Source organism: Anaerosalibacter massiliensis (assembly GCF_024623155.1).
In the GTDB taxonomy this organism is placed as follows: domain Bacteria; phylum Bacillota; class Clostridia; order Tissierellales; family Sporanaerobacteraceae; genus Anaerosalibacter; species Anaerosalibacter massiliensis.
Genome location: NZ_JANJZL010000013.1, coordinates 1 through 20,052, shown reverse-complemented (window position 1 = coordinate 20,052; position 20,052 = coordinate 1). Strand labels below are relative to the sequence as shown.

22 protein-coding genes are annotated in these 20,052 nt (G+C 28.4%); 5 read left to right on the top strand and 17 right to left on the bottom strand.

Annotated elements, in window-relative coordinates; translation table 11 throughout:
- Positions 1 to 25: 25 nt before the first annotated feature.
- The 8 genes from NSA23_RS13930 to NSA23_RS13895 all read right to left on the bottom strand — a co-directional run bounded on the left by NSA23_RS13930 (position 26) and on the right by NSA23_RS13895 (position 6,829).
- On the bottom strand, positions 26 to 1,378 hold the full coding sequence (locus NSA23_RS13930; RefSeq protein ID WP_042683197.1) for a PTS transporter subunit EIIC: 1,353 nt from the start codon (positions 1,376 to 1,378) through the stop codon (positions 26 to 28).
- Between the two features lie 38 nt (positions 1,379 to 1,416).
- Complete coding sequence (gene murQ / locus NSA23_RS13925; protein ID WP_257490633.1) at positions 1,417 to 2,319, bottom strand: N-acetylmuramic acid 6-phosphate etherase; 903 nt, start codon at positions 2,317 to 2,319, stop codon at positions 1,417 to 1,419.
- Positions 2,320 to 2,480: 161 nt separating this feature from the next.
- Positions 2,481 to 2,969, bottom strand: a complete 489-nt coding sequence (locus NSA23_RS13920; RefSeq protein WP_042683196.1) for a PTS sugar transporter subunit IIA — start codon at positions 2,967 to 2,969, stop codon at positions 2,481 to 2,483.
- A 196-nt stretch (positions 2,970 to 3,165) separates the two neighbouring features.
- Positions 3,166 to 4,104, bottom strand: a complete 939-nt coding sequence (locus NSA23_RS13915; RefSeq protein ID WP_257490632.1) for a DUF5700 domain-containing putative Zn-dependent protease — start codon at positions 4,102 to 4,104, stop codon at positions 3,166 to 3,168.
- Between the two features lie 81 nt (positions 4,105 to 4,185).
- A complete protein-coding gene (locus tag NSA23_RS13910) occupies positions 4,186 to 5,049 on the bottom strand; it encodes a patatin-like phospholipase family protein (protein ID WP_257490631.1) in 864 nt (287 codons plus the stop codon).
- A 120-nt stretch (positions 5,050 to 5,169) separates the two neighbouring features.
- Complete coding sequence (locus NSA23_RS13905) at positions 5,170 to 5,631, bottom strand: ribonuclease H-like YkuK family protein (protein WP_042683193.1); 462 nt, start codon at positions 5,629 to 5,631, stop codon at positions 5,170 to 5,172.
- A gap of 205 nt (positions 5,632 to 5,836) precedes the next feature.
- Positions 5,837 to 6,049: a hypothetical protein gene (locus tag NSA23_RS13900; RefSeq protein WP_042683192.1), complete on the bottom strand. Its 213-nt coding sequence runs from the start codon at positions 6,047 to 6,049 to the stop codon at positions 5,837 to 5,839.
- Between the two features lie 15 nt (positions 6,050 to 6,064).
- The gene (locus NSA23_RS13895) at positions 6,065 to 6,829 is read right to left on the bottom strand and encodes a sugar phosphate isomerase/epimerase family protein (protein ID WP_042683191.1); all 765 of its coding nucleotides are present in this window, start codon (positions 6,827 to 6,829) and stop codon (positions 6,065 to 6,067) included.
- 97 nt (positions 6,830 to 6,926) lie between these two features.
- On the opposite strand from NSA23_RS13895, the gene NSA23_RS13890 reads away from it, so the two are divergent.
- A complete protein-coding gene (locus NSA23_RS13890) occupies positions 6,927 to 7,415 on the top strand; it encodes a superoxide dismutase family protein (RefSeq protein WP_257490630.1) in 489 nt (162 codons plus the stop codon).
- Positions 7,416 to 7,655: 240 nt separating this feature from the next.
- Here the strand turns inward: NSA23_RS13890 and NSA23_RS13885 are convergent, their stop codons facing one another.
- Together NSA23_RS13885 and NSA23_RS13880 are read right to left on the bottom strand one after the other, a co-directional pair.
- Positions 7,656 to 8,774, bottom strand: a complete 1,119-nt coding sequence (locus NSA23_RS13885) for a DUF362 domain-containing protein (protein WP_257490629.1) — start codon at positions 8,772 to 8,774, stop codon at positions 7,656 to 7,658.
- Between the two features lie 135 nt (positions 8,775 to 8,909).
- Positions 8,910 to 9,626 (bottom strand): CPBP family intramembrane glutamic endopeptidase, encoded by a 717-nt coding sequence (locus NSA23_RS13880; protein WP_042683188.1) that lies wholly within the window; start codon positions 9,624 to 9,626, stop codon positions 8,910 to 8,912.
- Between the two features lie 201 nt (positions 9,627 to 9,827).
- On the opposite strand from NSA23_RS13880, the gene brnQ reads away from it, so the two are divergent.
- Both brnQ and NSA23_RS13870 read left to right on the top strand, forming a co-directional pair.
- Positions 9,828 to 11,123, top strand: a complete 1,296-nt coding sequence (gene brnQ / locus NSA23_RS13875; RefSeq protein ID WP_042683187.1) for a branched-chain amino acid transport system II carrier protein — start codon at positions 9,828 to 9,830, stop codon at positions 11,121 to 11,123.
- Between the two features lie 26 nt (positions 11,124 to 11,149).
- Positions 11,150 to 11,389, top strand: a complete 240-nt coding sequence (locus tag NSA23_RS13870; protein WP_042683186.1) for a hypothetical protein — start codon at positions 11,150 to 11,152, stop codon at positions 11,387 to 11,389.
- Between the two features lie 53 nt (positions 11,390 to 11,442).
- Here the strand turns inward: NSA23_RS13870 and NSA23_RS13865 are convergent, their stop codons facing one another.
- From NSA23_RS13865 to NSA23_RS13855, 3 genes are all read right to left on the bottom strand, one after another.
- Complete coding sequence (locus NSA23_RS13865; RefSeq protein WP_050069886.1) at positions 11,443 to 11,634, bottom strand: hypothetical protein; 192 nt, start codon at positions 11,632 to 11,634, stop codon at positions 11,443 to 11,445.
- Positions 11,635 to 11,820: 186 nt separating this feature from the next.
- The gene (locus tag NSA23_RS13860; RefSeq protein WP_050069885.1) at positions 11,821 to 12,033 is read right to left on the bottom strand and encodes an MBL fold metallo-hydrolase; all 213 of its coding nucleotides are present in this window, start codon (positions 12,031 to 12,033) and stop codon (positions 11,821 to 11,823) included.
- Positions 12,034 to 12,155: 122 nt separating this feature from the next.
- Positions 12,156 to 12,704: a hydrolase gene (locus NSA23_RS13855; protein WP_042683185.1), complete on the bottom strand. Its 549-nt coding sequence runs from the start codon at positions 12,702 to 12,704 to the stop codon at positions 12,156 to 12,158.
- Between the two features lie 433 nt (positions 12,705 to 13,137).
- Here NSA23_RS13855 and NSA23_RS13850 point away from each other — a divergent pair, with 433 nt between their 5' ends.
- The gene (locus NSA23_RS13850; protein WP_042683183.1) at positions 13,138 to 13,749 is read left to right on the top strand and encodes a YidC/Oxa1 family membrane protein insertase; all 612 of its coding nucleotides are present in this window, start codon (positions 13,138 to 13,140) and stop codon (positions 13,747 to 13,749) included.
- Between the two features lie 50 nt (positions 13,750 to 13,799).
- A complete protein-coding gene (locus tag NSA23_RS13845; RefSeq protein ID WP_042683182.1) occupies positions 13,800 to 14,045 on the top strand; it encodes a GIY-YIG nuclease family protein in 246 nt (81 codons plus the stop codon).
- 41 nt (positions 14,046 to 14,086) lie between these two features.
- Here the strand turns inward: NSA23_RS13845 and NSA23_RS13840 are convergent, their stop codons facing one another.
- From NSA23_RS13840 to nhaC, 4 genes are all read right to left on the bottom strand, one after another.
- Entirely contained in the window at positions 14,087 to 15,388 is a 1,302-nt protein-coding gene (locus tag NSA23_RS13840) for an AfsR/SARP family transcriptional regulator (protein WP_042683181.1), read from the bottom strand.
- A 14-nt stretch (positions 15,389 to 15,402) separates the two neighbouring features.
- Complete coding sequence (locus NSA23_RS13835; protein ID WP_042683180.1) at positions 15,403 to 16,944, bottom strand: amidohydrolase; 1,542 nt, start codon at positions 16,942 to 16,944, stop codon at positions 15,403 to 15,405.
- A gap of 161 nt (positions 16,945 to 17,105) precedes the next feature.
- Positions 17,106 to 18,332 carry a M20 family metallopeptidase gene (locus NSA23_RS13830; RefSeq protein ID WP_042683179.1) on the bottom strand — a complete coding sequence of 409 codons (1,227 nt, stop codon included), beginning with the start codon at positions 18,330 to 18,332 and terminating at the stop codon, positions 17,106 to 17,108.
- A gap of 27 nt (positions 18,333 to 18,359) precedes the next feature.
- Entirely contained in the window at positions 18,360 to 19,793 is a 1,434-nt protein-coding gene (gene nhaC, locus NSA23_RS13825) for a Na+/H+ antiporter NhaC (RefSeq protein WP_042683178.1), read from the bottom strand.
- Positions 19,794 to 20,052: the final 259 nt, after the last annotated feature.

Genomic DNA, 20,052 nt, shown 5'->3' with positions numbered 1-20,052 from the left:
TTTCAAAGTCAATTTCTTTTAATAATTATTCTTCAACTGGATCATCAAAACCTAATAACAATGTAGCTATAAATCCGCCTACATAAGCACCTAATATTCCTAATATAAATATGCCTACACCACCTGGTTTAATAAGCATTGCTAGAGGCAGTCCTGATATACCCATACTCATTGCACCTACTTTAGCTGGTGCAACTATAGCCCCTCCTACTGCTCCACCAATACAAGCTCCTATGAAAGGTTTACCTAATGGTAATGTTACACCATATATTAGCGGTTCACCAATACCAAGTATTCCAACTGGCAAAGCACTACTTATTGTCTTTTTCAATCTCTTATTTTTAGTTCTGGCCAATACTGCAAAACTTGCCCCTACTTGCCCTGCTCCAGCCATGGCTAATATAGGAAGTAAAGTAGTTACTCCTGTTGTGTCTATTAAGTCTGCATGAATTGGAGTCAATCCTTGATGCAACCCAGTCATTACTAAGGGTAAGAATGTACCACCAAGTATTGCACCTGTAAATGCTCCACCTTTTTCAATAGCACCTGATACTCCTACACCTATCCCATCAGAAATTGCTCCACCTATTGGTTGTAAAACTAATACTGCAGCAAATCCAGAAATCAATATTGTCAATAAAGGTGTAAGAATTAGTTCTACTACACTTGGAAGAACTTTTCTTAAATTCTTTTCAACTATTGATGCAAACCAAACTACTAATATTACTGAAATAATTCCTCCACGTCCTGGTACTAACTGTCTACCAAATAACTCTACTCCTTCTAACACTGGTGAAATTGTAATACCACCCATTAATCCACCTATTGCAGTTGAAGCTCCAAATACTTTTGCTGCATTCATACCTACCATTATTGCTAAATAGCCAAATACCGCCCCTGAGAAAGCTCCCAATAATCCAATAACATTTGGGCTTGCGATTTCCTTTACACTTAAAATATTATTAATACCCATTATAAGTCCTGAACCTATAAATGCTGGAATTAATGGAATAAATATTTGCGCTATTTTATTTAAAAATCCACTTCCTGGTGCTTTATACTGCTCCTTAACTCGTTTTTTCATTTCATCTGCCTGACCAAATTCTGGATTGTCTGTTACTATAATTGATGTAGCTTCTTTTACATAATCTGATACTTTTGAAGCTGTACCAGGCCCAACTATTATTTGAACTTCTTGCCCTGATTGCAACACACCCATTACTCCATCTGCATTTTCTAATTCTTCCTTTTTAAGCAATGAACTATCTTTTAGTCTAATCCTCAATCTAGTCATACAATTTTCAAAACTGATAATGTTTTCCTCTCCTCCAATATACTTAAGGATTTCATTACCTAAATTTGAAATCTTTGTACTCATTTCTACTCCCCCTTTTAATCTTTTATTTTGAGGCTTTACTAAGAAATCCCCTCTTTAATAGACTTACTCAAATATCCTTTATTTTTTATTAATACTTTCTTTGCCTCATCTAAATCTAATTTTGTTTCTATTGCCATTATTGCTAACTTCACATCATAATCAGTATCTTCTAAAACTTTTGTTGCCTCTTCTTTTGAAACCCCTGTTGCTTCAATAACTAATCTTTTTGTTCTTTCAATTAATTTAGCATTTTGTGCCCTTACATCCACCATTAAATTGCCATAAACCTTACCTAATTTTACCATTATTCCTGTAGATATCATATTGAGCACCATTTTCTGTGCAGTACCTGCTTTTAATCTCGTAGAACCTGATATTACTTCTGGACCTACAACTGGATTTATTGGTACTTGTGCTACCTTTAATAAATCTGAAGCTGGATTACATGTAATACCTACAGTAAAGCCGCCTATTTCATTAGCATATTCTAACCCACCAATTGTATAGGGGGTTTTCCCGCTTGCTGCTAAACCCACTAATGTATCTTTTGAAGTAAATTCTATTTTTTTCAAATCTTTTACTGCCAATTCTTTACTATCTTCTGCACCTTCTATAGCTTGAAATATAGCCTTATGTCCTCCTGCTATTATTCCCTGTACAAGTGTAGGTTCTACACCAAAAGTAGGTGGACATTCTGAAGCATCTAATATGCCTATTCTCCCACTAGTTCCTGCTCCAATATAAATAAGTCTTCCACCTTCATAAACTTTTTTAGATATTATATCAATTGCTTCTGCAATACTTGGAAGTTCTTTTTCTACAGCCAATGCCACTTTTTTATCTTCTTCATTCATCATTCTTAGCATTTCTAAGGTAGACACCTTATCTATATTTTTAGTATCTTCATTTATACTTTCTGTTACTAGTTCATTTAGATCCATATTTGGTATCACCTTTCTTTCACATAGTGATTAATAATTTTCTATATATAAATGATAACATATTCGGAATATTTTTTCAATATTCTTTACACTATATGAAAAATCATTTCAATATTAGGTTTAAAAATAACCTACAATTAATAGTAGGTTATTTAATTTTACTATTCTTTTTTCACTTTTATGTTCATTATTTTATCTTTCCCTTTTTCCACATTTCCTTTCATCTTTTCTATGGAATCTATTCTTCTTCTATTAGTTATAATTATAGGAGTAACAACAGATTTATTTTTAGATTTTAATAAATCTATATCTGCTTCTAATATAGTATCACCTTTGTTTACCTTATCATTTAACTCCACATATTTTTTAAAACCTTCTCCTTTAAGCTTTATAGTATCTATACCAATATGTATTAAAAGCTCTATTCCATCTTCTGACCTTATAACTAAACAATGGTTAGCATTATACATACTGATTATTTCACCATCAAAAGGAGCTATAATCTTTCCATCTGTCAACTCTACTGCTATACCGTCTCCAGTTCTTTTTTTAGCAAAAGTTTCATCTTCTACTTCCTCAATTGGTATTATTCTACCAGTTGCTGGGGATATAATTTCTATTATTTTATTTTTTTTGAAAAAACCTAACATGACATCACCCTTATAAAATTTTATAAATATTTTTGTTTTCGTTATAATTTTATCATATTTTCTATTTAATGGCTAGATATCTAAAGTCAAGTAAAAAATTTTCTTGATATTTTATATTAATACTTTCTTATTATAATATTTATGAAAATTATACCATTAATATGTAAATCTTATAATATTAGTTTTCTCTATAATTTTACAAATTAATTATCCATTCTTCAATTTCACTGTTAAAACCTGAAGGTTTACCTTTCTTTCTACATATATTTATATAGGTTTTTATAGGTTTTTTATAGTTAAAATTTAACGTCCACTCATCTAAAATAGGGAGGCCTTTATCTTTATAAATAGTTTTTGATATTATATATCCTAATACATAAGGATTTATTCTACATATTAATCTATAATCTGGCTTTTCATCCTTTATTGATTGAAGTGCTCTATTTAAAATTTCAAAATAATCCTTACTTAGAAGCATATCCCTATTTGTCAAAGTTCCTATAGGATCATCAATGTGAAAACTACTTCCATGCTGTACAAGACAAGCTATACCTTCCTCCAATATTCTTCCTAAACTATCATACATAACCTTTTCAGGATGAAAATTTATTTTAAAAAATAAAACAGCTTTTTTCTTAATAGAAATATGCCTTGCATGATAAAACTCATGAGCTAAAACTTTTTCAAATTCTTTTAAGTTTCCAATATATCTACCTATATTTATATATACATCTCTAGTAAAGGTAGCAAACCCTCCATCTAAACCTCCTATATATATAACTATATTAGGATTTATCTCCATTTTATCTGGTAAATACTTATATACATGTGTAGATACTCTTTTAATAATTTCCTTTTCATTTTCTTTAACATATTTAACATCTTTTTCTAATTGAATAATATTTCTCCTTAATACATAAAATCCATAATTATCTTCATAGCCTTCATTTAAAAAGACCCTTTTTAGTTCCTTTTTTACTGTTTCTTTATTCGTCTGTCTTTTTAGCCTTTTTTCATGCCTCAGAAAAATCTTCATTTGAGGTGAAGAAATATATTGTTTGAATTTTTTTTCATTAAAATTAGATTCTTTTAAGAAATCTATAACAATATCCATACCATCAGTAATTATATTCAAAATATACCTCCTTCCTATAAATATATACTAAATATAGAAAGAAGGTATGCTAAAGACTTTTATAATATTTAATCTCTATAATTAAATATTATTGATCCACTCTTTAAGACTATCCATTTGTCTTATAGTTTCTTTATAGCCTTGTTCATATAAATCATTTAACTTAGAAGTATTCCTTTCCAATCTATCTACTTTTATTTCTTTAATAGGCCTAAATATGAAAACCTTGTTTTCACTTTCCAATCTATCTATTTTATCTAATACTTTATTATATCTAATATGCCTAGTATTAATGGCTTGAAAAAGTTGAGGATACTTTTTTAATCTTCTTTTAGTTATTAATCCTAATTTCTGAGCATTCTTTCTGTATCCTTTATTTCTTGTGAGTATAACTACATTATACTCATTTTTATCTTCAATAGATTTTTCTATAGGTATAGAATCTGTTATTCCACCATCATAATATAACTCACCATTGATTTCTACTGGCTGTGATATAATAGGTAAACTACTTGATGCTCTAAGTATAACTTCTCCATAATATTTTGCATCAAAATCATTTTTTTCAAAGTAAACTGGTTTGCCAGTTTTACAATGAGTTACACAAGTTTTAAATACTACCTCTGACTTTTCAAAAGTTTCATAATCAAAGGGAACTATTTTATTTGGAAGCTTGTCATATAAAAAGTCCATATTGAAATAACTTTTCTCTTTAATCCAATGTTTAAACCCTGAATACTCTTTATCCTTTACATGATCAATAAAAACTTTTTTATTTCTTTCCCTCTGTTCAGACACGTAATTTGCCCCATTACTTGCTCCTGCTGAAACCCCTATTACATAAGGAAATTTTATAGATTCATCCATGAAAGCGGCCAATACTCCCGATGTATAAGCTCCTCTCATTCCTCCACCTTCTAATATAAGACCTATATTTTTATCCATCATATATATCACCTTTCTGTCCTCTATCCTTCTTCTTTATTTTCTCAAATCTATCTATTAAAATCAATGCCTTAGTCAAATAAATAAAAATTGCTAGTGATTTTCCACTAGCAATTTTTATTATTTAGAATATTTATCTGCTATAGAAGAAGCAGCATAAGAATTAGGCTTAGTTTCACAATTGAACCCACAAGCTTTTATCCAACCTACTATCTCTGGAATTATCTTAGATGTTTTACCATTTTCACCTGCATCTACATGTATACTTATACCAAAGTCTATTTTTTCTTGTTCCAATGCCTTTGATAAAGCTATAGCTATTTCTAAACTCATACTTGTTTCAAAGAATAATTTTTGAGTAATATTAGTTATTTTCTTTACCTTTTTTACATCATAAAAAAATATTCCCCCATTTCCTACTCTATGAATAGCTACCACTACTACTGTTTTTGTATAGCCAAAATTTTGGCTATCAGTTCCAACAGAAATATTATACATACTATCTGGTGATTTAGATATAAAATTTTTAATGATTTGAATCATTTTACTATAAGAAACTTCCCCATATGTTGGACTATGCATTTTCTCCCCTACTTTCCAGAGTTAAAATTCCTTTTCTATCTATTAATAATTATTTGAATTTTTTTAATCTTATTTATGTCTTTATTATATACTTATTATATATTCTATACAAATTTTTAAAACTTATATATTAAAAGTCCTCATGTTAAATAAAAAAACTGCTATTAATTTAATAACAGTTTTTATTAATAAACCATATGAAAATTTATTGAATTCTTTTTTCTTCTTCATTTTCTAAATTTCTCTTATTTATTTCCTTAGCATCATCTTTTTTTTGACTTCTATTTTTGTTAATATAGATATTTAAAACTTTTATACCTTTGTACATTAAAAAAATGAGTAATATTTCCTTTGCAAATTGAATGATAAATACAATAATACTTAGAAATCCAAATGTTCCCATTCCAATTTGATTCATTTAAAATCCTCCTTTCTAATTTTTATTTGAAAATTCTCTTACTCTATCAACTTCTCTTGCTACATCTTCTACCTCATATTCTAAAGCAATAATAGGAGATATTTCATATTCTTTCAATAGTTTATTGAAATATTTTAAATTAAAATTTGTTGGCATATTATGTTCATCATAAACTTCATTATTCCAATGTAGGTGGATATATTCTATTCTATCACCTAATATATCAAACCAATCTTTAATTTGAGTTTCTTTACTAAGATTAGCATGACCTATATCTAAGCAAATTTTAATATTTGGATGATCTATTTCATCTATTAGATTTGCTAATTCTTTTGGATCATCCTCAAAAACATTTTCTATTAAAATTTTAATATCATAATTATTTATAACTTTTCTCCAAAATATACCAGCTCTTTTATCTTTAATTATTTTTATTTCAGGATCTTTAAGCCAAGGATTTATTTGACTATGAAAAACTATATATTTTGCTTCTAATTTTTTTGCTATATTTAATGAATGTATATATCTATCCCAAGTAATTTCTCTAATTTTATTATCTGGACTTGATGGGTTCAAATCTAAGAAACTGCCATGTAAAGATATAACACCTTTAAAATTTTTAGTCAAGTCTTTATATTCCATTAATCTATTTTCCCAACCATTATCTAGTAAATTAGGACTAGCAAAGTCTTGTATTTCAATTCCTATACCTAAATCTTCGAAAAGTTTCTTAGAAAAATCTTTAGGATTGTTAATGCATTTAACAATTTTATAATTCATACAATTCTCCCCTTTCTTATTAATATATACACATTTTATAACTTAACTCACTTTTTAAATAATTCTTCATAATATAGTTAAAAAGGAGGTTTTTTATATGTACTATAATAATATTAACCACGTACCTAATGCTGCTATAGCTGAAATAAAGGGTGGTCCATTGGCTCCCTATATACATGGTGCAGTAACATTTTCTGATGTGCCAGGTGGAACAGAAGTATTTGTGGAAGTTTGGGGACTTCCACCCTATAAACCAGCTGAAAATAGCCAATCTCCTATAGGACCTCATGGATTCCATATACATGAATTTGGATTTTGTAATGTAGAAGATCCTGAGAACCCATTTGAATCTGCTGGAGAACATTGGAATCCAACAAATCAACCTCACGGAAACCATGCTGGAGATTTTCCTGTTCTTTTTTCCAACGATGGCTATGCAAGAATGAGCTTTTTTACGAATAAATTTAAACCTGATGATGTCATAGGAAAATCTATTATAATTCATGAAAATCCTGATGATTACAGAACCCAGCCAGCTGGAAACTCTGGAAAACGACTTGCCTGTGGAGTAATATATAGACTTTAATGATATGATAAAAATAAAGATAATCAGATCCACATAAATGCCCCTACCACTAGGTGATTAAGTTGCTATAATCACCCTGTAAACCCCCACAGGGTGATTATCTTTTATCTCGAATTATTCATATCATAACTTAAACTCTATATTATTCTCTTCACAACATTCTTATATTACTAAACACAATTTGTCATAATCTTCATATATACTGACTAAATTTATTATTTATTTTCTGACCTTCTACAGCTATTTCTTACTTTTCTTAATCTCTACTGTTCCTTTAGGACATAGTTCATAGCAGGAAAAACATCTAATACATTGTTTTAGATCTACATCTGGATATCCACTTGATATATCTATAGATTTAGATGGACAATTGTTAGCACATGTTTTACAAGAAATACAAATATCATGATTGAATATAGGTCTTGGTACTAAATTATTTAAAATCCATTTTTCAAGAAATTTAGGAGTTTTTCCTCTAATAGAATATACACTAGATACAGTTGAAGATTTGAAAGGTTTTACAACTATATCCTTAAGTTCTTCTCCTAATATTTCTATACTATCAATGTCTCCATTAAATATTTCTCTTTCCTTTGCTGTATTTATAGTAGGTATGGATGATGGCTCTATGCCCATTATATATGATGCTACCATATCTAAAGCATAGATATTTTGTGAAGCCATAATAAGCCCTACAGATCTTTTATCACCTAAGAATGGTCCATCTCCTTCCATTCCTTCAATAGCATCTATTATAGAAAAAATGGGTTTTATATATTCAGATACATCTACCAATGCATTTGAAAAATCATCGATACTATTCATTCTTAAACGGTAATCAGCTTTAGTTAATCCTGGTATTATTCCAAATAAATTTTTTACACCTCCAGTATAAATCATCATAGTATGAGTTTTTAGTTTAGCAACAGATATAATAAGATCCACTTCATTGAAACTTTTAACAATTTTCATGCTTTTTAAAAATTTCCCATTATTATTTTTCACTTCTACATAGGAAGTGTCAAAATTAAGTTGACAACCAGTCCTTTTTTGTACTTCAAACATGCCTGTAGCTTTATATGTAGTTCTAAGAGTTTTTTCATCAAAAGGCCCTTCTGGACTGTCTCCTATAATCACCTCGCAACCTAAATTTTGTAAATATCTAACTACTCCTTCTACTATATAAGGATGAGTTGTCACCGCCTCATCTAGAAAATTCTTTTTTGCCAAGTCTGGTTTTACTAATACTTTGCTTCCTCTTTTTATTTGTTTATTTAAATCTTCAATATTACCTAGACATTGAAAAACCTTTTTTTCTACTTTTTTATAACTATAATTACCACATTTTACAATGCTCACTTTTTCCAACAAAACCAATCCTTTCACAATAAAACTAAAAATATATATATTATGATTATAATACATTAAATAATATATAGTGTAAATAAAATATCTTTTTTCTATTTTTGTCCATATTTCAAACTTAGTATAGGATTAATTACTATAATCTCTTAATCTAAATCTAAAATAAATAAGCATTATAATACATACACTTGTTATTATTAGGCCTGATTCAGGTATAATAGAATAACCTGTCCATATGTTTTCCTTTATTTCCAAAGCAATTAATCCTTTTACATTATATTTATAATTATTAAATAAAATACTTTGTATTAAATTCCAGGATAAATGATATCCTAAAGGTAACATTATAGATTTTGTCTTAATAACAACTGTAGACAATATTATCCCAATTAAAGCTGCATTTATAATTCCTATAAAGATAGTTTTACTTGTTGAATAAGCTTGAATATGAAATAGTCCAAAAAATACTGAAGAAATGATTGCAGCAATATTCGTTGGAAAAACGTTAGATAATTTTTCAAGAACATAACCTCTAAAAAATGATTCTTCTAAAAGTGAAACACTTAAATAAGCAAATAATCCTGATAATATAATAACTAATGTTTCCTTTATACCTCCATAAAATACATGAACTTTACCCTGTTTAGTTATAACCGTTATAATGCAATATATGATAAAAAACAAGAATCCACTAAAAAATCCTTTCCAAAAAAACTTTCTACCCTTTTTGTCAAAGTGAAACAAAAAGCTTTTAATTCCCTCCTTATGAACTATTTTTCTAAAAAATATTATTGAAAAAAATAAAACTAAGTTAATAACCCCTGTATAAATTTTATCTAAAACCATATTTTTCTCCTTCCTATAACAATTTATTTATTCTTTTATTTTATCATAAAGATATATAGATATTTCATCCTATATTTTTTACATAATATTGATATATTTTTAACAATAGTCTGAAAATATTCATATGTTAGAATTTTAAAACAATTTGTGGTATAATAAAAAATAGCATTGAAAAAGGCTTTAATTAAGGAGGATGTGTTGATGAAGAAACTTAGCTCTAAAGAAATACTAGTTATTGGATTCGCATTATTTGCAATGTTCTTTGGTGCGGGAAATTTAATTTTTCCACCATCTATTGGCTTAGGAGCAGGAGAAAAATGGAAAGCTGCCTTACTAGGCTTTTCTCTAACTGGCATAGGCCTTCCAATACTTGGAGTACTGTCTGTAACTATATCAGGTGGGTCTATTGACAGCTTGTTAAATAAAGTTGGTCCTAAATTTTCTATAGTTTTCGGTATATTAATAGTAATACTAATTGGACCATTACTAGCTACACCCAGAACTGGAGCTACTGCTTATGAACTAGGAATAAAACCATTATTTCCTTCAATAACTCCATTTATAAGTTCTATTATATTTTTTGGACTTACTCTATTTCTAACAATAAAACCTTCTAGTATTGTAGATGTCATTGGAAAATTTTTAACACCTATACTTTTAATTATGATATCAACTATTATTTTCAAAGGAATTTCTAACCCTATAGGAGTACCTATTAACACCAAAATGTCCCAACCCTTTTCTATAGGCTTTGGAGAAGGATATCAAACTATGGATTTACTTGCTGCAATAGTCTTCGGCAGCATAATAGTTGATGATATTAAAAATAGGGGTATAACTGCAAAAAAAGAACAATTTAAAGTAGTTGCAAAAACAGGATTTATTGCTGCCATTGGTTTAGGAATTGTTTATGGAGGACTTTTATACTTAGGAGCTACAGGTAGTTCTGTTTTCCCACAAGGCATAGAAAAAGTATCTCTAACAACTAATATAACAAATACAGTATTGGGCAGTTTAGGAGAAATAGTATTAGGTATATGTGTTTATTCTGCTTGTCTTACTACATCTATTGGTCTTACTGCTACTATGGGACATTTCTTTAACAAAGTAAGTAAAGGAAAATTGAAATATAAAACTATTGTCATTATATCGACTATAATAAGCATAATAATTTCCAATACAGGTGTTGAAAGTATAATTACATTTGCAGATCCTATATTAAAAATAGTATATCCAATTGCAATTGTATTAGTAATTATAAATGTATTTGATAATTTAATTGAAAATAAAAGGATTTATCTAGGTGCAACCATTGGAACATTCTGTGTAAGTCTAGTAGATGGACTATCTGCTATGGGCATTAATACTTCTTTTATAGGAAAAATTGTGCAAACACTTCCATTTGCTGATAGTGGTTTTGGTTGGATGTTCCCTGCAGTTTTAGGAATTATACTAGCCCATTTAATTACAAAAATTAAAGAAAATGTTTTTGCATAAGGAATGGTTTTTAGGAGGAATATATATTGGGGTTAAGTTCAATAACGCCTAGTTTAAATTTTATTACTGAAATACTAAAGTGGTATATATATAAATATGGTCTTCTTAGCTATACTATCATCATTGTAGGAAGTATATATTTTCTGTGTATAAAATCTCTACTAATCAATATAAGAAATAATCAATATGATAGAGTTCTTATGTTGATAATACTTATGTTAATAATATTGGGTGGTCTTATAGGCTTTGGAATTGAAAATTCTTAGAGATAATTATAAATGTGATATTCTATTAAATAGAATATCACATTTATAATTATCTAATCTTTCTTTAGTTTGTAATATAGAACTCCATTTTTATTAGTTCTTTCTGCATCTCCAATAGAGTAAAGATGTTCTAAATGGGACATAGCTTCTCCTGAAGCAAACCATTTTTGTGGATTTGGAAACTCACTCCATTCATTAATTTTTAAATCCCAGTGCATTTTAGCTGCTGTATCTCTTACAGTCATTTTATCATATTTTATTATTTCTCTAATTTCATCAAGACGTTCTTTATGATGTTTAAATAATTCATCAACTCTTCTCTTATGATCTCTAATAATATTCCTATGGGCTGTAAAAAGATAATCTATATCATAGTCATATAATTTCTTTAAACTTTCAAAGTATGTGGATAATATATCTTGTTCAAATCCCTAAAATGCAATATTTGGTGTTATCCTATCTAATACATAGTCTCCACAAAAAAATATTTTCTTATCTCTTTCATATAGTCCAATATGACCAGGAGTATGTCCAGGTATATCAACTACTTCAAAAGAATAATCTCCTATTTCTATTTTATTCCCTTCTTCAAGAGGAATAAAATCAATAGATTCTTTAGGGGTATTTATATCCTGGGTGATCATTAAAAGATACGTTTTCCTTTTCTAAATCAATACCTTCCATGAAAACTTCTTTACATTCTTTTCTATTAAATCCTTTTCTAGCATTTTACACCCTTGTCTAGTAGTTTTATTTTAGTTCTTATTTATTTTATAAGTTTTGATAATACTTTAAACTCTGGTGTTCCAGCCTTCCCCAATAAATCAAATATAATTGTTTCTGTATTAGTTATCACAGCCCCCATGGACTTTATTAAATCTAAACCATTTAAATGATTTTGTTTAGTTCTTGAACAAACTCCGTCACTTGCTATAAATACTTCATAGCCATTATTGATTAAATCCCTTGCTGTTTGAAATACACATACATGTGTTTCCATTCCTGTAATTATAACTTTCTTCCTACCTGTTTCTTCTATAGCATTTTTAATTTCATCTATATAAACTGAAAAATTCATTTTTTCAAACTTCTTCCCACTTTTAAGTTTAGACTCTAATTGTGGAACTGTACTTCCTAACCCTTTTGGATATTGTTCTGTAACTATCACTGGCATATTCAATTCTTCTGCAGTAGATATTAAAATATCAGTCTTATCTATTACCTGTTCTCCATATTTCATAGCATTAACCAATCTTTCTTGAATATCAATAATAAGTAAAAAAGTTTCTTCACTATTTAATTTAAACTTATCCAAAGTATCACACTCCTATCTGAATTTAAATACTTAATACATTTTTTCTACCCAAACAGTACTAATTTAAACTCTATCTTAAACTGAATATTCCATTCCAATATTCTTCTATATCTAGTATAATATATATAATGAAAAATAATAGATTGGTGATATTATGATTAAAGTAGATATAATTCAATTAATATTTCTGTTTTCTGTATTTTTTACTTTATTTTTATGTATTTCTAAAACTGTTTTAAAAGGCTTTAATAGGCCTATATATAGAAATTATTCTGCTGATAAAGTATTAAATAGATATACAAGGATAAATAATCTTACTGTTGATAATTATAACATATATAATAAATTCTTAATATGGCTATTTGTGTCTGAATCTTAAGTCATAGTATTTATAGCTCTAAACTAATTAATTAAATGGGAGGTTTAAAATACTATGACAAATCTTTTTAACCAGTTATTTAATATGATATTTAATTTTACTAATGACTATGGTATTGCTATAATAGTTTTTACTATTTTAGTTAAACTAGCACTATTGCCTTTCAGCATTAAACAAAAAAAATCTATGAAAATACAACAAAAATTATCTAAAGAGATGAGTGAACTAAAAGCCAAATATAAAGATGATGAAGAAACACTTAATAAGGAAATGGTAGCTTTATATAAGAAAAATCCTGGTAGTGGAATAGGCTTTTTACTATTATTTGCACAAATGCCTATATTCATAGCAATGTATAGAGCTTTTTCTACTAATATAGTAAATGCTCCAACAGTTATATTACCTTGGATAGATAATTTATCTCATCCAGACCCTTATTTTTTAATTCCCATAATATATATAGTAAGTCAAGCACTACCTAGCTTATTAGTTACTATGGGAGCAATAAAAAATTCTACAATACCAAAACTATCAGCATCAATGCTAATTCCTAGTATTATAATTGCTCTATTGTTTTTGACTAAATCACCTGCCGCTTTAGGTTTATACTTTATAATATCAAATATAATATCAAATGTTGAACAATTAATACCTATTTCAAATTAATAAAAGCCCCTTAAGGGGCTTTTATGGTATAATCTTTATTGGTGATTAAAATGTGCTATGTATATATTCTTAAATGTTCCGATGATACTTTATATACTGGTTGGACTAATAATCTAAATAAAAGAGTAGAAACCCATTCAAAAGGAAAAGGAGCTAAATATACTAGAGCTAGGCTTCCTATAAAACTTGTATATTATGAGGAATATACTGACAAAATTTCTGCCCAAAAAAGAGAATATGAAATAAAACAGTTAACTAGAAAAGAAAAGCTTGATTTAATAAATGGTTTATCTTAATTATATCTTTACTTCTATTAAAAGGTACTGAAATACTATAATTAAAGCATTTTTAAATCAAAATATGTTTTAATTTCTTTAAATCTGTAATGACTTTTATCTCCTGTTATTGTAAACTGTAAATTTAACCTCTCATATTTAAACAGTATAAGTTTAAAAAAATCAAATGAAATCTCATCCATCCATTGAATATTCTTTATAAAAATTGATAGAGAATTTTCTTTTGTAATATTATATAATAATTCTAAAACAGCAGAAAAAATTTTATTTTTTTCTGTCATAACTGTTAAATTATCCTGCAAATCTATTCCTTCCGTAATTCTACCTACAGAGCTTTCAATTCTATATACATCTTTCCAATAGTATTTTGGAAATCCTTCTAAAACCTGAATATTATAATTATCTATTATTTCTTTTACTAGATTGGAAATCCAATAGTATTGAATATTTTTAATAGGATAACAATCTATAGCGAGGATTTTAGTATCCTTATCAGTAAAGTTCTCATTATAAATAATCCATTTATTTTCATCTTCTAACAGTTCTTTATCTTCTGTCTTTTTACATTCTAATGCTGGTCCACTATGATTTCTAATGCTTTTATACACTTCTTTTATCTCATCCATCGGACTTATATTTAACTCTTCTCTAAGTATTCTACAACATCTTTCATATTGATATAATGCAGTACTTCGATCTCCCATTTCTAAATATATTTCAATTAACTTTACATATATTTCTTCTTGTAATGGATTTATAGTTAGCATCTCTTCTAAATTATCAATACTTTTAAGAAATTTTCCTTTCTCTTTGTATATCTCAGATAGCTTATAAAGGGTATCAAAATAAGTTCTTTGAAATCTCTCTCTCTCAAAAAAAATCCAATCATTAAACTCTGGACAATCTTTTATATAAAATCCTTCAAGAAATTCTCCTTTATAAATATTTTTAGCTTTTTCTAAACTCTCTATATATTCTTTAATATCATGCTTTGATGATTTTTTTAAAATAGATTCCATATGGAAAACATCAATATATATATTATTATGTAAATTAAATTTACAAGTATCCTTCTGGCTATCTATAATCTTAAGTTTCTTTTTATTATCACCTAATATCTTTCTTAAAGACCAGAGGTTATATCTAAGATTATACCTGGCAGCTTCCATACTACTGGTTCCCCAAAATAGTGAAGATAGTTTGTCCCTACTAAAAGTTCTTTCTTCATTTACAGCAAGATAAGATAAAAGACCTGCACTTTTATAACTTATATTATCAGTTATTGCTTTTCCATCTAGTATAATTTTTAAATTTCCAAGCATATACATTTCTAATTTTTTCATTTTATAACACACCTTTACTCAATAAAAAGTATATTACCTTCCTTTATTGTTCCTTCCACCTTTATATCTTTAATGTCAGTTTTTTCAATGTTCAAAGGATTTTTATCCAAAATAACAAAATCTCCATATTTCCCTATCTCTATACTACCTTTTATATTTTCTTCAAAAACTGATTTAGCTCCATTTATAGTGAACATTTTAATCGCTTCTAAAACACTAACTGAGCTTTCAGCAGTAGGATGATTAACTGCAGTGTGTATACCTAATATTGGACTTATAGGAGTTACATCACTATCTGAACCTCCTGCAATTATTAAACCTTTGTCAACAATTTTTCTTAAAGGATTAGTTGTCTTACTTCTTTTTGGTCCTAATCTTAAATCATACATTCCTCCAACGCCTCCCCAAAAATACTCATAAGCTGGTTGCATTGAAAGTATAAGATTTAATTTTTTTGCCCTGTTAATCTGTTTCTCTGTTGCTAATTCAAAATGTTCAATTCGATATCTATGGTCTTTTTTAGGGTATAAATATAACGCATATTCATAAGCATTTAAAATTTGATCAATAGCTTTATCTCCAATGGCATGAATAGCTATTTGCATATTGTTTTTATGAGCTTCTAAAACAAATTTATTTAACTCATCCTGACTAAAATAAAGAATTCCACTAGTAGAACTATCGTCATAATAAGATTCAGACAAAGCTGCTGTTCTTGAATTAAATGATCCATCTAAAAAAATACAACCTCCTATCCTATTTAATCCTTCATTCAGTACTTTTTTTACATCTACTGTTTGATAAAATAATATTATATCAATTGGAAAAAAATCTTTATTTCTAGAGATAAATTTTGCATCCTTATCATGAAATGTAAATCCTCCTTCCATTGCATTGATGGAAGTTACTCCATTTTCTATAGCTAGATTTAAAGCTTTAGAAACCCCTTCTTTTCTCACATTATCATCAATCATATTAAATATATTATTTCTTACCATTGAACTAGCTTTGCTTATAAATCTACCATCTGGAAGGTTTCTTTCATCTCTCATTACCCCTTCTAAATTAAAAGGTAACTTTAACATATGTAAAGCTAAAGAATTTACAACACTAGTATGGTATTCAATTGTATTCACCCAAACTGGATTATTTTGACTACAGTTATCTAGTTCATACCTGGTAGGTAGCCTTTTTTCCGCAACTTTAGATTCGTCATAGCCAATTACCCTTATTAGTTCCCCATTTACAGTTTTTTTAGATTTACTACATATTAGCTCTAATAATTCAGGTATACACTTTATTTTACTTGCATCTAACGACAAAAGATTAAATCCCGTTTGAACCAAATGAACATGACTATCATAAAATCCTGGTAATAGAGTTTTTCCATATAAATCTATAACTTCATTTGAAATTTCTATATATCTCTTAAATCCATCACCATTTCCTAAATCAAAAATTCTACCATTCTTAATTACGACCCATTCTTTAACTGTATTTTTCTCATCCATGGTCAATATGGTACCGTTATATAAAAGCAGATCCATTTCCTTCATCAATATCTCCCTTTCTTAAGTACTAAACTCTAAAAACTTATCAAATTATTATTACATATTTTATTTTATCATCGTTTAGGAAAAAATAAAGATCAATAATATTCAAAATAATATATTTTAGCCCTTTGTATTGCAATACAAAGGGTTAAAATATATTGAAGTTATAAATCTTTAACTAGAGTTTTAACCAGAAAATCATATATTATTTGTGAAGTTTCAACTACTGTGTCTAGTAATACATATTCATCAGCTGTGTGATAATTGGCACCAGAAGGTCCAAATACAAAAGTAGGTACATTAACCCTAGAACCTAAGTAATTAAAATCGCCTATACTTGAAAAGTAACTAATTGTAGCTTCAGTATTAGTAATCTCTTTTATACTTTGTTGAATAATTTTTGTATATGGATTGTCTTTGTCTACAATATACGGCTGAAATCCACCATTATCTTCATGAGGTGACTGTCTAAACTTTATATTAGTTTTACTCCTTATATTTGCTCTTTTTATTGCTTTATTGATTTCATTTATAATATATTCTTTATTTTCATGTCTTACTATATGCCTAAAAATAGTAAATTCTGCCTTATCTGCAACACTACAAGCAGCTCCTCCTCCAGATATTCCTATTACACAGTTAGATCCTTTACCAAGCTTTTCATCCTCTTTCAATTCAACTTTTTCTAGTTCCAAAAGTACTTTAGCCGCATCATTTATTGCACTTATACCTTCTTCTGGATTTGCTGCATGAGCAGATTTCCCAATAAATTCAACTGTATAACTCCAGCCTCCTCTAGCCCCTAAACATAAGCATGGAAAATCAATACCTGTAAATCCACTACTTGGTTCTGTAACAATTGCTACGTCTACATCATCTGTAATTCCATCTAATATAAGTGAATCTGTTCCTAAACCATAAGGTCCTTCTTCATCAGATACTAATGTATATAACACTTCACCATTAAATTCACCTACTGTATTTACAAAAGCTTCTAAAGCTAACATTATAGCAACTACCCCAGATTTCATATCAAGAGCTCCCAATCCATATAGCCTATCTCCTTCAATTGTTGCTTTTAAAGGTTCTCTTGTCCAACCTTCACATATTTTCACTGTATCTAAATGTCCATTTAATAAAACTACTGGACCTTTTTTTTGACCTTTAATTCTTCCTATCACATTGATACCCTTATAATTAAGAATTTTATCTTCAGTATAATTGTGATATTTTACAGCTATATCTTTTTCTTTAAGCCAACTATAGACATAGTTCATAGCTTCCTGTTCTTGAAGATAAGGACTATATATCCCTATAAGTTTAGTTAAAAGTTTTTCTACCTTAAAACGATTAATGTATTTATTTATATTATAAATAGTTGATACATCCATAATTAAATATGTCACCTCCATCATTGATTAATCTAAAGCATTGTAAGTTTGAGACGATTCTATATCTCCTTCTCTAAATATAAATTTATCTGTTATTCCATATATAATAGCTATTATTGGTGTTATATAAGCGAGAAATACATAAGGCATATATTCTACTGTAGGTACGCCTAATGCTCCAGTAAAAAACACTCCACATAGTCCCCAGGGAACTAATGGTGATGTAACAGTTGCAGAGTCTTCTGAAGTTCTAGAATTTACCTGAGGAAGTATATTTAAATTTTTATAAGCAGGTAATAACATGCGGCTTGGAAGAAGTATAGCCATAAATTGACTAGCAGTAAATAGATTAACTGCTATACTTGATAAAACATGTGTTGTTATAAGCCCTCTAACATTATTTACTAATCCTGACATCTTTTCTAATAATACTTCTAAAACTCTGGTTTTCTCTAAAATCCCTCCGAAACTTAATGCTATAAATCCAAGAGATATTGTCCACATCATGCTTTGTAATCCACCACGACTTAATAATGAATCTATTTGTTCAATTCCTGTAGTTGAAACAAATCCATCGTTCATAAATCTAAGAATTTCTCCTAATCCATATCCTTGGAAAACTATTGCAAAAACCCCACCAACTAAAGAAGCTATAACCATTACTGCTAAACCTGAAACTTTTTTCACTGCCAAAATCACTACAACAATAGCTGGTATTATAGTTACAGGGCTTATGAAAAAGTTTTCCTTAAGTCCATTTAAGATAATATCTATTTCTTTTGTATCAATTATTCCACCTTTAAATCTCAATCCTAAAATAGCGTAAAGTATAAGAGAAATTATAAAGGCTGGGCCTGTTGTATATAACATTGATTTTATATGTTCAAACAAATTAGCCTCTGCTACACCTGCAGCTAAATTTGTGGAATCTGATAAAGGAGACATTTTATCTCCAAATATTGCTCCAGATATAATAGCACCTGCAGTCATAGCTGGTGGAATGTTAAGTCCATATCCAATTCCCATAAACGCTACTCCAAACGTAGCCGCTGTTGTCCAAGAACTTCCAGTAGATACTGAAGAAACTGCACATATAAAACAAACTGTAACTAAAAAAACTGATGGAGAAAGAGCCTTAAGTCCATAATAAATCAATGTGGGGATAGTTCCTGCTAGTATCCAAGAAGCAATAAGAATACCAACAAGCATTAAGATTAGCATAGGTAACATTGCGATTTCACAACCATAAAGAATAGCTTTCTGTACATCTTCCCAAGTAAAACCAGATATAAACGCTATAATAGTCGCATATACAGCCGCTATTATTAATGTAATATGTGTTACATATTCTTCATGCAATACAAAGATTTGTATAACCATTATTACAAAGAGAAACACTATAACTGATAATGCAGCTAAAAAACTAGGTTTTTTTTCCTTATTGTTTCTTTCATTACCCATTATTTATCACTCCTTATTTATATGTTCAGCTACAGAATATCAGTTAAATGTGGTAACTCTTGTTTTAAAAAATGTTTATTTTTATTTTAATGAGAATATTTTCATTATTTTTTAAACGCTTATTAAATAAAAATGGGGCTGTTTCAAAATAAAAAGCCCATAAAAGTAAAACAGGCCGAAGAGCGGTAGCTCTTCGACCTGTTTTTTAGTATAATTTATCTGCAATGAAATCACATACTAAAATTAATTATAAAGCAAA